Source organism: Paenibacillus turicensis (assembly GCF_050461185.1).
Classification (GTDB): domain Bacteria; phylum Bacillota; class Bacilli; order Paenibacillales; family Paenibacillaceae; genus Fontibacillus; species Fontibacillus turicensis_A.
In genome coordinates this window covers 346,634-359,962 of sequence record NZ_JBCMOR010000005.1, presented here as the reverse complement: position 1 = coordinate 359,962, position 13,329 = coordinate 346,634, and the positions used below count along the sequence as shown (strand labels likewise).

Sequence of the window (13,329 nt, the reverse complement as noted above, 5' to 3'; positions counted from 1 at the left end):
ATGTGTTAAATTGTTGAAATTGTAACCTTAAAGGCGGACGCTCTCGCTTTTCCACCATCTCCCTGCCCCTTCGCTGAGTAAGTTTATTGTCAAATACTATTGTTGAAACCATTTATATAAATTCTAAATCTATAAATTAATAAGCACTTCATCTAGTCTAGCTAACGTATGTTAATGCAAGTGATGATGAATGTAAAAACTATGTAAAAAAACATCCATCATTGCTAGACCTGAATGGTGGATGTTTTCTTTTTATTGATGACTAATTTATAACCTACACCACGAATGGAATCGATATGAACAGACCCAGGGTCAAGCTCTAGTTTTTTACGAAGGGAGCTGACATGGACATCCACTGTTCGTTGACCACCAATGTAATCAAAACCCCAGACTGCATTCATCAAATCATCACGTGTCATTACTACGCCAGGCTTGCGGGCAAGATATAGCAAGACTTCAAATTCCTTAGGTCGAAGAGTGATCTGTTCCCCGCCAAGTGTAACTTCATATTTTTCTGGGTAAATTTTCAACTCACCTAAAGTAATGTTAGAAGCATTCTCTTCTTCGTGCACCACGGGCTCTTCTATTGGAGCGCCCGATACTCTACGTAAAACTGCACTTACTCTCGCTAACAGCTCAGCAACTCCAAATGGCTTCGTAATATAATCGTCTGCTCCAGACTTTAAGCCCTGAACAACTTCTTCTTCCGCCGTTTTAGCCGTCAAAATAATAATAGGTGTTTTTACACCTTCCTGTCGCACTTTAGACATGACCTCAAAGCCATTCATACTAGGAAGCATCAAATCTAATAGGATAAGATCAAACTGCTCCTTAATTGCTGTATCACAACCAGCTTGTCCATCCTCTTCAACAGTAACATCATAACCTTCTGTTTTTAAGTTGTATGATAATAACCGAGATAATGTAGGTTCATCTTCAATTACTAACAGTCTTTGCATGAATGCGCCCCCTTCACAATAATAGCTATTAATAGCTAACAAAAAGCTTTCTTTGCACAGCATATCACGGAAATGTTAACGCCATGTAAAAAGTGAATAACATTTTGAAATGAAATTACAGCTAGATTACATCTCTTTAATCTATATTATGCATCACAGGTAAATCTAAAATAAATGAGGAGCCTTCTCCTACTTTACTTTCTACTGTAATGGTTCCATGATGTAATTCAACTAGATGCTTCACGATGGACAACCCTAGCCCTGTTCCACCTGAGCTTCGTGATCTTGCCTTATCCACACGATAAAAGCGTTCAAAAATACGCGGCAAATCCTTTTTAGGAATACCAATCCCTGTATCACTTACTGTAATAATAATCCGTTCATTTTCCTCATTTTCATGATCAATTTTAGCTTCAACACGTACACGTCCACCTTCTGGCGTATAACTAATCGCATTGGACAGCAGGTTCATAAATATTTGCCGTAAACGATCCTCATCTCCTTCAATGAAAATGTAGTCCGCAATGCTATGCTGCATGCTTATTGATTTTTTAGAAGCAGAGGAATGTAAGACCTCAAAAATACGATCGAATAAATCCTTAACATGAACAGGCTCATACTCTAACAATACTCGTCTAGATTCAATTTTGGATAAATCAAGAATATCTCCAATAAGCCGATTTAAGCGATCCCCTTCATCATAAATAATTTTGAGAAAGGAACGTGCTGTCTCTTCGTCCTGAACACCACCTGTAAGTAAAGTTTCTGCAAAGCCTTTAACCGCAGCAATTGGCGTCTTAAGCTCATGGGATACATTGGCGACAAACTCACTACGCATGACTTCCAATCGACGTATATCAGTTACATCCTGTAGCAAAAATAACATGCCCTTAAACACACGGACATCACCATTACTTTCATTTCCCTCATACATCGGTACACCATCAAAATGTAATATACGATCCTCTGGATCATACACATGGCGTTCCTCCTGCAATCGTTCCTTGCTTTCTAGCCCTGCCTCTATAAATTTCGTAAACTCATAATTTCGCTTAATCGCTTGATAAGGCTTACCTAACAATTGATGCTCCTTCATCTTTAAAATTTGTTGCGCCTCAGCATTAATTAAGACGACGCGATTTTGCGGGTCAATCATTAAAATGCCACCTGTCATGTTAGCAAGGACACTTTGTAATAAATGCTCATTTTCACGGATTCGTTTTAACTGCTGTTGCAAGCTATCTGCCATTCCGTTAATCGCAAGCCCAAGCTGTCCAATTTCATCGGTTCTTGTAAGCTTTACACGTGCGTCATAATCTAATTTAGAAATATCGTTGGCTACTTTTGTAATGTGCTCTAACGGCTTCGTTAGGCTTGCCGCGATCCGATAGCTAACGATGGCTGCTGCAAGAAATAACACGATCAATCCACCTACCATAAGCATCCAGCCTTTATTTAGACCTTCACTTACATTAGATAAGCTCATCGACAACCGAATGTATCCCTCAAATCCATTGCTAGATTTTACATAGTCCGCTACATACAGCATATCTTCACCAATCGTATCGCTAAAACGAATCGCACTGCCGATTTTTCCATTTTTGGCTGAAATGATTTCCTTCCGACTTAAATGATTGTCCATTCGTATTGCATCCATTTCTGAATCACCAATGACTACACCATTTAATCCAATAAAGGTTACTCTGGAATCAATTAATTTTTCTAGCTCCATTGCTTTAGACGTATAGTATTCAGTAACCTGGGGGGAGCCATCAACAGGATGAAAATCAAAGGTAGTTTCGAGTAGCTTAATTTCACGACCCATGTTCAGTTCTAACGCTTCAATGTGAGAATTTTTAAAGATTTGTGCCAAAATAAGTCCAGAAGCTAGCATTGACAAGCCAATCAGCGCCATAATAATTAACGTTAAATTCGTTCGGAACGTTCTCATGAGTCACATTTACACCTTTCTATCATGAATAGGACATGTCAAAACACATGTGCATATAAACAACTGCAATAATGTAAATAGTATCATAGCTATATTAACGTAGTGTCAAGTCTGTCAACTTAACTTTTTTTAGGCTGAACATATTAAATCAGTGCTTGACAATCTTTGGGGTGGGAGGCTACGTAGCAGAGGGAAATTTATTAAGTTATCATTTTGAATTCTCTATAAAGTTTAAAAATCAATAGTTGGAAAAGAAACAGATAAGCTCGATAATCGTGAAAGTTATGGGCTATATGCTCATGATCAAGATAAAGATGCTGTCCACTATTTTGATGATATCGAGTTATACTCTAGACTCAAAAATTAAATTGTTTACTTTATTTTATAGTGCTTGATTAGAGAGCTAAAATCTCTCTTGTGATCAAGCACTATTTTTTATTACCCGTTTACAACTTCTCCACCATTCACATGTAGCACTTGTCCACTCATATAGGAGGAGTCGTCAGACGCTAAAAAGACATAAGCAGGTGCAACCTCCTCTGGTTGTCCAGGGCGCTTCATTGGCGTATCTCCACCAAATGTACTAACTTGCTGCGCGTCAAAGGAAGCAGGGATCAGTGGCGTCCAAATTGGGCCTGGGGCAACTGCATTCACACGAATACCTGTACTGCCAACAATGTTCATAGATAACGCTCTAGTGAAGCTAACAATCGCTCCTTTTGTAGAGGAGTAATCAATCAGTAATGGATTGCCCCGATAAGCTGTCACCGAAGCCGTATTAATAATAGAGCTTCCCTTTTTCAAATGTGGGATGGCAGCTTTGACTAAATAAAACATAGAAAAGACGTTCGTCTTAAATGTTTTTTCAAGCTGTTGAGCTGTAATCCCGGTTATATCCTGCTGTGGATGTTGTTCAGCTGCATTGTTTACCAATATATCAAGCCCGCCTAGCTCTTGTACCGTGCGAGAGACGGCTTGTCCTGCAAATGCTTCATCCCCGATGTCACCTGCAATTAAGATACATTTGCGTCCTTCCTGCTCTACCTGTTCCTTTGTCTTGCTTGCGTCTTCATGTTCATTTAAATATACAATCGCCACATCTGCACCTTCCTTAGCATAAGCCACAGATACCGCTCGACCAATACCGCTATCACCGCCTGTAATTAGAGCCACTTTTCCTGCTAATCTCCCCTGTGGGTTCGGAAAACGCTCAAATTGAGGTGCAGGATTCATTTGTTCCTCACTACCAGGTTGTTTACTTTGTTGCTGTGGAGGCAAGGTTTGCTTACTTTGTGATGAAGATTGTCCTTGTGATGGCATGAATGATACTCCTTTCTTGAATGCGTACACATTGTATGGTGTACCGACTATAGGAATTTGTTGTAATACTTAGCTTTAACCTTTCCTATTTAATCAAGAATATGCCTATCACCTAATTTAGCCCAATTCGCTTGGCATGCATTAAGACCTTATCAATCTCAAATTTATGACAATACCAATCATCATCATAACATCGTCTAGCCTCATAATATTGTCGTCTTTGTATCACTTTTTCAGTGACCTCCTGCGGCTTGCAGTACTGTATAAAATAGGATTTCACAATAGTTTGACAGTATTGATAACGTGTTTCATTAAAATGAAGCTTCGCCATCAACAATAAATCTTCGCCCCAGCTTTTCTCTAATGAATCTTCAGGAAAATTAACCCGAAATACAGAGGTGAGCACCGCACTTGGCTCATAATAGCAACTTCCACCAAATAACCATATTCTCATCGAAAATTCGTAAATTTCAATTTGTTTATTGTTAAAATGAAAATCAAACCCACCCACATCTAAATAAGCCTCTGCTGAAATCGCAAAGCATTCCTGCGATAACGTAGGCACAACCTGTGCAGAAGGGCCATTCAGAAACTGATCTATGTACTTCGTGAAACCGTAAGGAAGACAGCTTGTTATATCCCTTTCATTTCGTCCCATTGCTTTAAGTAAAGGGGAGACTGCCCACACCTTCCCTTTAACTAACGGTTTAATTAGCTTAGTCATCCACCCATCATCAAAATACAGCCTTGGACTACAAAATATGTAATAATCACCACGTGCTTGACTAGCACCTAAATGACGTGCATTGGCTCCTTTTGTTGCCTTCACCTTTTTTATTGGATATGCAAAGTTATAATCTAACAAAAAATCGCAGCAACCATCCACTGAACCTTCATCCACGATAATAACCTCGTAGTCATAGCCACTGTGACATACCTTCATTGTCTCCAAAGCCATGTACAAATCAATTCCTGCATTACGGACTGTAAAAATTACCGACACGATGAAATCTTGTTGAAAAAACATCACGTTATTTCGCTCCTTATCATTGGTCATAATATAATGATGGATTTCATGTTGTTTTGTCATAAATACAATATTAGACCAAACAAAGCCAATAGTAAACATAAATAAAACTATTAGTTTATTAAATTTCATTCTTAATCTAACTAAGGTAAATATAGGAGGGGTGTTATGGACTATGATGCATTAGGGAGCAGGTTGCGTCAAGAACGACACAAGATGCACTGGACCCAAGAAAAGCTCGCTGAAAAGATTGACGTTTCAGATGCCTACATAGGTCAGATTGAACGTGGTGAACGTAGCTTATCACTAGAAACATTGGTTAAATTAGCTAACCAGCTAGGCGTAACCGTAGACTACCTTCTACATGATTCAATCGAGATCAACGATGATCACTTCATGCAACAGATTCATCAGATTATGGCAGAACGAACACCAAAAGAAAAACAGCTCGTATTAGACCTCATTAAGTTAATGTTAACTCATTTAGATGATATGAAGGAATAAAAAATTTAGCAGTAAACTCCAAAAATAAGACCCGAATTCTATGGAAAGGGAAATTCCCCTCTAGAATTCGGGTCTTTATAATTATGTGATAAATCAAATAATTTTGCTGTAAACCATAAAAAATGAAATAACAATCACGGTGATGGATAGACCTGTGCTTAACATTTTTAGTTTCCCTAAATGGGCTTGTACATTACTTTTTTGCTTAATATTTTGAAGTGCTAAACGAAGTGGTTTACCCATCATACCACTAAGCGCGCCAATAATGAGGAATAAGACAACGACCACAACCATCCATGCAATCGAAAACTTTCCTTTGCCAACCATATATCCGCCAGTCAATAATTGAATAACAAGCCCAATCTGTGCATAGCGGTTTAATGAGGATATTAATGAAACCGTTCCTTCCTGAGCAGGATTAGAAAGCTTATTCACTTTAGCAAATATAAAAGGTAACACTAAATAAAAACCTAAAGCCAACGCACCAATAATGTGTACAAATAACATCGCTTTAAACATGAAAAAATACTCCCTTCATTTTTCAATTTTAATTAATTGAGCTAAAAGCAATTAAAACAATTTCTAATTAATATTCATTATTATATTATACAATCTATTATAACGATGAAAGCTAATAATGAAAAGAAGCCCTCTATTTTTCGTAGAGAGCTTCCTGTTGTATGTGTACAAGTTTTTTAAGCAAATGGATGCTCAAACTACAATCACATATTTTCGATAACATGATCCGCAAACTGGGAGCATTTCACTTCTGTTGCATCTTCCATTAGACGTGCAAAATCATAAGTTACTGTTTTATTGTTAATGGATGTCTCTAACCCTTTATAAATTAAGTTAGCCGCTTCATGCCAACCAAGATGCTCAAGCAACATCACACCAGACAAAATAACTGAACCTGGATTTACAACATCCAAATCTGCATATTTTGGTGCAGTTCCATGCGTTGCTTCAAAAATAGCATGTCCTGTTACATAGTTAATGTTAGCACCTGGTGCAATTCCAATGCCACCAACCTGTGCAGCTAACGCATCGGATAAGTAATCTCCGTTTAAGTTCAACGTTGCAATCACATCAAAATCAGTTGGGCGAGTTAAAACTTGCTGTAACGCAATATCTGCAATCGCATCTTTAATTAAAATTTTACCGCTATCTAATGCTTCCTGCTGTGCTTTATTAGCAGCCTCTACACCTGATTGCTCTTTAATTACATCATATTGGTTCCAAGTAAACACTTTATCACCAAACTCAGCTTCAGCCACTTCATAACCCCAGTTTTTGAAGGCTCCTTCAGTAAATTTCATAATGTTGCCTTTATGAACTAAAGTTACACTCTTACGGCCATGATCGATAGCGTATTGTACCGCTGCACGAACAAGACGTTTAGAGCCCTCTTCAGATACTGGCTTAATACCAATACCAGAAGTTTCAGGGAAACGAATTTTGTTTACGCCCATTTGCTCCTGTAAGAAGGACAATACCTTCTTCACTTCTTCAGTGCCTTCTTGATATTCAATTCCTGCATAAATATCTTCTGTATTTTCACGGAAAATGACCATATCTACTAACTCAGGACGTTTTACAGGAGAAGGTACGCCGTCGAAGTAACGAACAGGTCGCAAACATACGTATAAGTCTAATTCTTGACGAAGAGCAACGTTTAAAGAACGAATTCCACCACCAATAGGTGTGGTCAAAGGACCTTTAATTGCTACGATATAATTACGGATGGCAGTTAGTGTATCAGCAGGCAACCATTCCCCGTATGTATTAAATGCTTTTTCACCTGCAAACACTTCATACCAAGCTATTTTCTTTTCACCTGCATACGCTTTGTCTACTGCAGCATCCAACACTCGCTTAGAAGCTTTCCAGATGTCTCTACCTGTACCATCGCCTTCAATAAATGGAATAATAGGATGATTAGGCACATCAAGCTTACCATTCACGATTTGAATTTGTTCACCTTCAACAGGCAATGCAAACTTTTCTAACTTTAACATATATTCAGACATCCTCCCGGCAATATTTATTTGGATTTATGCATATCTCTTGTATATATCCTGATCTATATTCTAACACAATTCATGTCTTTATATCATAATTACATTGCGATTTGCATGATGTAAGTTTATAAGAATAGTAATTAACGTAACTCCAACGGTACATATTTCTGTCCATCTACACCTATATATTCAGCACGCGGGCGAATAATTCGGTTATCATCCAATTGCTCAATAATGTGCGCAGTCCATCCTGATAGACGACTAATTACAAATAAAGGTGTAAAAAGATCACGCGGAATACCAAGCATAGAATATACTGAAGCTGAATAAAAATCCACATTAGGCTTAAGCCCTTTATGTTTAGTTACTAACTCTTCAACACGAACTGAAATATCATACAAGGTTGTATCCCCTTGCAGCATTCCTAATTGATAAGACATTTTTTGCAAATGTTTTGCTCTAGGATCACCATTTTTATAAACGCGATGACCAAAGCCCATAATTTTTTGACGATTTCTTAGCTTTTGTTCAATATAAGAATCTACATGATCAATAACTTCGATTTCATCTAACATTTTCATAACCGCTTCATTGGCACCACCATGTAAAGGGCCTTTCAAAGTCCCAATTGCAGAAGTCACTGCAGAATAAATATCAGTTAAGGTCGCTACAGTCACTCGTGCAGAAAAAGTAGAAGCGTTAAATTCATGATCCGCATGCAAAACAAACGCTTTATCTAATGCAGAAATCGCAATTTCTGAAGGTTGTTCTCCTGAGAGCATATACAAAAAGTTGTGTGCAATTGACACATTAGGTAACGGTGCTACCGGTTCCTTCCCATCACGAATACGAGCATAGGCAGCTACAATCGTAGGAATTTGAGCCTGCAATTTGATTGCCTTAGCTTGATTGCTTTCTTTAGATGTATGATCTGCATCCTCATCATAAAAGGCAAGTGCAGACACCGCAGTCCGCAACACAGCCATTGGATTAGCATCCTTTGGATACATTTTTAATTGTTGTATGATTTGTTCTGGCAATGCCGAATGATGGCTTAAACGAGCCCGTAGTTCAGTAAGCTCCTCTTCATTTGGCAAATGTCCATACCATAATAAATAAGCTGTCTCTTCATAACTTGCATGCTCTGCCAATTCATCAATATTAATACCTCGGTAAGTAAGTATACCGGCATGAATTGAGCTAATGGAGGAAGTTGCGGCTACAATACCTTCCAAACCCTTCATAGCTGTCATAATACATCGCTCCCTCATTGTTTATTATGAGCAAATAGTTAAAATATAAATGTCTTAATGTATAATTAACCGAATTCCCTTTTAAAATATCATACTGGATTTTTTTTAGCATGTGAACAAAATTGCATATCAAATTATTTTTTCACTCTGAACTAAAAACATAATAACGCAAGCAAAATAAGGAAAAAAGCGCCCTCCTATCAGAAAATATGACGAGAGAGGCGCTTAATAAACTTATACAATATTCAAATTATACAAATTCTAAAGGTTAATACAGAAGCTATACAGCTATACTTTAAATTTGTTTACATGCTCTTGTAGCTGCTCTGCCATCTGGGACAAGGAGCTTGAAGATGCAGCAATTTCTTCCATAGAAGCAAGTTGCTCTTCGGTAGCCGCAGATACGTTATGAGCTCCTTCAGAAGCACCCATCGCGATGCTAGAAATTTGCTCCATATATTTAACAACCTCATCCGAGCTGGCCGCCATCTGTTCTGCGCCAGCTGATACTTCTTGAATTTCTCCTGCTACCTTATTTACTGCATTTAAAATTTGTTCAAATGCATGACCGGCTTTGGTAACGACCTCCATTCCATTTTCAGTCTCAACACTGTTTTCTTTTACCGCAGCTACCGCTTGGGAAGTATCCTGCTGCATGAGGTGTACCAGATCTGTAATTCTCTGCGCGGATGTTGATGATTCTTCAGCTAATTTCCGTACTTCATCTGCAACAACCGCAAAACCTCGACCATGCTCTCCTGCACGAGCGGCTTCAATCGCAGCATTTAATGCAAGTAAATTAGTTTGACGCGCAATCCCGTTAATTACCTCTGTAATTGTTCCAATTTCGGCGGAGCGCTCACCTAGACCCATCATAAGCTTGGACAACGAAGTAATTGATGCCTGAACTGATCCCATTTGCTCTACTGCATCTTGAATAATAACATTACCTTCTGCAGATTGATTAGCGGCATCAATCGCTGATTCAGACACGCTTTGTGCCAATTCTGCAATTTGTCCTGAACCCGTTGCCATTTCATTCATCGCTTGGGAAGAACGAGATACGATATCAACTTGTCCAGAAGTGCCCGTAGCTAACTCCTCTACAATCTCAGAAATTTGCTCAGATGCCTTCGTGTTTTGCTCCGCACTAGCCTGTAGCTCTTCTGAGGAAGCAGCAACCTGCTCTGATGTTGCCCCAACCGCTTCGATCATTGTCCGGAGATTGGTTGTCATCGTATTAAAGGAAATAGCTAGGTCATTGAGCTCATCCCGATTACGTAATGTGATCTCTTCTCCTGTTAAATCTCCATTCGCAATCTGATTGGCAGCGTCACTAATTCTTTTAACAGGTTTTGAAATCATAATCGAAATTACAAAGGCAATAATTAGTGCAATCACAACCGCTACAATAGTTAAAGCAATAATTGCTATAAATGCTTGCTTCGCTAATTCAAGTGCGCTATTGCTTGTTTTACCTGCTTCTTCATTCACAAGCTTAATTAATTGAGTAATATTATCATTTGCTGTATTCCACAGTGGGTAAGCTTCCCCATGTAATTTGCTTGCTGCATCATAATTATTTTCCACACCTAACTTTACAAACTCAGGCATTTTGATCAAATATTCATCAAATTTACTATTAAATTCGTTCAACAGGCCCATAATTTCCTCATTGCCCTCATCAACCAGAGGCACTAACTGTTTCAACTGCTCTCGCTCCATATTAATCTTTGTAAGTAACTCATCCAGTAATTTTTTCGCTTTTTCAACTTCTGCAGCATTTTGTTCTACAATTATATTTAGAGCGAAACGTTCGACATCTGAAACGTCCCCATTCATTATGCCTAATAAAGTTACTGTAGGCATCATCGTACTGTTAATTTGATCTGATTTTGAAGTCATTCCCTGAATTTGATTCACGGAATACGCGCTCACGGCCGCTAACAATACTACAATGGATAAAAAGCCTAATAACATTTTAGTACGAATTGTCATTTTAAAATTTCTTTGCTTGGTTTCTTTTTTATTTCCCATGTTGACCACTCCTACGCTGAATATAAAACTAATATAAGTAAAGTAACTAATAGTATATCGACATATTTTTGATGAAATTTAGAGTGGGATTAAAATATTTAATAAACTTTATTAATAATATTGATAGACATGGTACAGCATCCTCTAAATGTAAAAAGATGGACCTCCCTTTACCTAATTTGGGAGATCCATCCTCATTTTATATTAAACCCATATAAATCCATTCGCCTTGTTTTGTGGGATGTAATCCCAACCCTACCCGATCACCAATACGTGGAATTTGTAGCTTAGAAACAAGCGTCTCTAACGTTATGTCATGACTTTTACCATTTCGATCTGTGACCTTTAATTTTAATACAACTATCGGATCAAAATTTATTAATTTTCCGGTGTCCATAACTTCTTCAACTATCGCGGTAGCTTCGACTGGAATACCACTTGAGCCAAGCTGTGCATTTCTCGCTGAGTTTAACCCTTCATTAATACGATCCCGGTGCTCCTTAGGTACAAAACCTTTCATCATCAAACCAGTTAAGCCTTTATTCATTACTTTATCTGCGTGATCAATTGGATTTTCATCTTTTTTCTTTTTACCAAATAAATTAAACATATACAACACCTCTTTACTCGTATTGGGGAATCTTGAACCCTGTAACATAAGTATAAGGTGCCTACGAGGGAGTAAACAATGGGTTTACGGCGATCCAAAACTTTTCAAAAAAATCTTAAATGAGATACTTCTTAACCAAAAAATTTATGAAAAAGGATCGTTTTTCACAATAAATCTTAATTTTACGATTACTCATTTTAAAAAAAAGGTCTTTTTATTTATTTTTTAGCAAGTAAACTAGTTTACGATAATACAATGCAACTTCCTTGTAACGTCTTTTTTCCTCACAGGCAACTGCCAATTCCTCATAAAGCTGCTCTAATCTCATCTTGTGACTAATTTGCTCAAAGTAAGGTAAACACTCAAGTGCTAAGGTCATAAAAGCATCCATATCATTTTGTCCAAATGAAAATTGGCTCTCGTAAAATAATAACGCCATACCTTGATCTGTAGATAACGACGAATAGTTTTTTAATTGCTTAATCCCGTGTGCTAAAAGACCCCACTTTTTCTCCATACATGCAATTTCACAATAATATATGATGATGACTGGCATCAGCTTAAGCTGTGTTTCCTCTGGTTCCTGCTGTACAAGCTGCTCAAAGCGCTCAATTTCTAATTTGGCTTGATCCAATCTCTCCACTAATGTAAGCATTACAATTCGATTGTTCAAAATTGTCGTCATTAAGTCACCTTGATTAGGTGAATACACAAGGTTCGCCTCTGCCATTGATAGAGTAAGTAATGCCTCCTCATACAGTCCAATGGCAAAGCAACTGCCACTATAAGCGATATACAGCCCAGATAAGCGGTGAAACCAACGATTTTGATACAACAGATTTAAGGTGAATTCAAAACGCTGCTTTGCCTTTTCAAATTGTCTTGTAGATACATAAGCTTCAATTAAAATATGCTGCAAGGTAACCCATGCCTCACTACCTTCTAGCATAAGCCCCTCAAGCTTCTCAGCATAAACTACAACCTCATAAAAACGGCTTTGTGAACGGCCCTGTTGTATGTAGTAGTATAGTAGTGCTCTCCGTAATGAAGCTGGAAGTGTTGAATCATTGAGATCCTCATATTTACTTAAGTAAAATTGAAGATAAGACTGATGTATGTAGTTAAATGCATCTACCTCATTGATTTGCTGATAATATATAGCCTTCATTAACGCAACTGTTAATTCAATCAACAACGGATCATGCCGATCAGGGATACTTTCGATCATACTTTCATCCATCAGAGTTGCAGGCTGGAATAGAGACTCGAAAATGGCGTTTGCTTCAGCCTCTGTTGCATCATCCACCTTATCTGCCAGTAGTAAATATGTGGGCGTAACATCCAACCTCTTGGCTATTTGTTCGGCAATATCCTCGGCAAGAGGGTAGCGCCTTGCCAAAATATTAGCAAAATGAGTCTGAGTCACTAATCCCTCTACCAACTCCTTACGACTAATCCCCTTTTTTCGGCACAAATAATCAATTCGTTCCTTTAGCACAATAGCTTCACTCCCTACAATCTATCATCTAGTTAATATCAATTATCGATTATTAGTTATCCAATGGTCACAGTAACTGTATTATAAAGGATTGGAAGTATATCGAGCCAATTTCATTAATATGATAACTAATAAAGAGCTTGTACGGA

11 protein-coding genes are annotated in these 13,329 nt (G+C 37.9%); 1 reads left to right on the top strand and 10 read right to left on the bottom strand.

Going from position 1 to position 13,329, the window contains the following annotated elements:
• Positions 1-224: 224 nt before the first annotated feature.
• The 4 genes from ABE099_RS03720 to ABE099_RS03705 all read right to left on the bottom strand — a co-directional run bounded on the left by ABE099_RS03720 (position 225) and on the right by ABE099_RS03705 (position 5,359).
• On the bottom strand, positions 225-959 hold the full coding sequence (locus tag ABE099_RS03720; RefSeq protein WP_430027493.1) for a response regulator transcription factor: 735 nt from the start codon (positions 957-959) through the stop codon (positions 225-227).
• 136 nt (positions 960-1,095) lie between these two features.
• Positions 1,096-2,910 carry a two-component system histidine kinase PnpS gene (pnpS, locus tag ABE099_RS03715; RefSeq protein WP_430027491.1) on the bottom strand — a complete coding sequence of 605 codons (1,815 nt, stop codon included), beginning with the start codon at positions 2,908-2,910 and terminating at the stop codon, positions 1,096-1,098.
• 438 nt (positions 2,911-3,348) lie between these two features.
• Positions 3,349-4,230 (bottom strand): SDR family oxidoreductase, encoded by an 882-nt coding sequence (locus tag ABE099_RS03710; RefSeq protein ID WP_430027489.1) that lies wholly within the window; start codon positions 4,228-4,230, stop codon positions 3,349-3,351.
• 112 nt (positions 4,231-4,342) lie between these two features.
• Positions 4,343-5,359 (bottom strand): glycosyltransferase family 2 protein, encoded by a 1,017-nt coding sequence (locus ABE099_RS03705; protein WP_430027487.1) that lies wholly within the window; start codon positions 5,357-5,359, stop codon positions 4,343-4,345.
• Between the two features lie 66 nt (positions 5,360-5,425).
• On the opposite strand from ABE099_RS03705, the gene ABE099_RS03700 reads away from it, so the two are divergent.
• Positions 5,426-5,761 carry a helix-turn-helix domain-containing protein gene (locus ABE099_RS03700; RefSeq protein ID WP_430027485.1) on the top strand — a complete coding sequence of 112 codons (336 nt, stop codon included), beginning with the start codon at positions 5,426-5,428 and terminating at the stop codon, positions 5,759-5,761.
• A gap of 93 nt (positions 5,762-5,854) precedes the next feature.
• Here ABE099_RS03700 and ABE099_RS03695 read toward each other — a convergent pair whose 3' ends face one another.
• From ABE099_RS03695 to ABE099_RS03670, 6 genes are all read right to left on the bottom strand, one after another.
• Positions 5,855-6,280 carry a hypothetical protein gene (locus ABE099_RS03695; protein ID WP_430027483.1) on the bottom strand — a complete coding sequence of 142 codons (426 nt, stop codon included), beginning with the start codon at positions 6,278-6,280 and terminating at the stop codon, positions 5,855-5,857.
• Between the two features lie 203 nt (positions 6,281-6,483).
• Positions 6,484-7,779, bottom strand: a complete 1,296-nt coding sequence (icd, locus tag ABE099_RS03690) for an NADP-dependent isocitrate dehydrogenase (protein WP_430027481.1) — start codon at positions 7,777-7,779, stop codon at positions 6,484-6,486.
• A gap of 143 nt (positions 7,780-7,922) precedes the next feature.
• Positions 7,923-9,035 carry a citrate/2-methylcitrate synthase gene (locus ABE099_RS03685; RefSeq protein WP_430027479.1) on the bottom strand — a complete coding sequence of 371 codons (1,113 nt, stop codon included), beginning with the start codon at positions 9,033-9,035 and terminating at the stop codon, positions 7,923-7,925.
• Between the two features lie 288 nt (positions 9,036-9,323).
• Positions 9,324-11,072 (bottom strand): methyl-accepting chemotaxis protein, encoded by a 1,749-nt coding sequence (locus tag ABE099_RS03680; RefSeq protein ID WP_430027477.1) that lies wholly within the window; start codon positions 11,070-11,072, stop codon positions 9,324-9,326.
• A gap of 199 nt (positions 11,073-11,271) precedes the next feature.
• Positions 11,272-11,682, bottom strand: coding sequence for a hypothetical protein (locus tag ABE099_RS03675; RefSeq protein WP_430027475.1), 411 nt, complete (start codon positions 11,680-11,682; stop codon positions 11,272-11,274).
• A gap of 214 nt (positions 11,683-11,896) precedes the next feature.
• On the bottom strand, positions 11,897-13,180 hold the full coding sequence (locus tag ABE099_RS03670; protein ID WP_430027473.1) for a helix-turn-helix domain-containing protein: 1,284 nt from the start codon (positions 13,178-13,180) through the stop codon (positions 11,897-11,899).
• Positions 13,181-13,329: the final 149 nt, after the last annotated feature.

Excerpts from the sequence above, each read along its gene's own strand:
- ABE099_RS03705 (WP_430027487.1), bottom strand. The coding sequence starts at position 5,359 with ATGTTTACTATTGGCTTTGTTTGGTCTAATATTGTATTTATGACAAAA.
- pnpS (WP_430027491.1), bottom strand. The coding sequence starts at position 2,910 with ATGAGAACGTTCCGAACGAATTTAACGTTAATTATTATGGCGCTGATT.
- icd (WP_430027481.1), bottom strand. The coding sequence starts at position 7,779 with ATGTTAAAGTTAGAAAAGTTTGCATTGCCTGTTGAAGGTGAACAAATT.
- ABE099_RS03710 (WP_430027489.1), bottom strand. The coding sequence starts at position 4,230 with ATGCCATCACAAGGACAATCTTCATCACAAAGTAAGCAAACCTTGCCT.
- ABE099_RS03680 (WP_430027477.1), bottom strand. The coding sequence starts at position 11,072 with ATGGGAAATAAAAAAGAAACCAAGCAAAGAAATTTTAAAATGACAATT.
- ABE099_RS03700 (WP_430027485.1), top strand. The coding sequence starts at position 5,426 with ATGGACTATGATGCATTAGGGAGCAGGTTGCGTCAAGAACGACACAAG.
- ABE099_RS03675 (WP_430027475.1), bottom strand. The coding sequence starts at position 11,682 with ATGTTTAATTTATTTGGTAAAAAGAAAAAAGATGAAAATCCAATTGAT.
- ABE099_RS03685 (WP_430027479.1), bottom strand. The coding sequence starts at position 9,035 with ATGACAGCTATGAAGGGTTTGGAAGGTATTGTAGCCGCAACTTCCTCC.
- ABE099_RS03695 (WP_430027483.1), bottom strand. The coding sequence starts at position 6,280 with ATGTTTAAAGCGATGTTATTTGTACACATTATTGGTGCGTTGGCTTTA.
- ABE099_RS03720 (WP_430027493.1), bottom strand. The coding sequence starts at position 959 with ATGCAAAGACTGTTAGTAATTGAAGATGAACCTACATTATCTCGGTTA.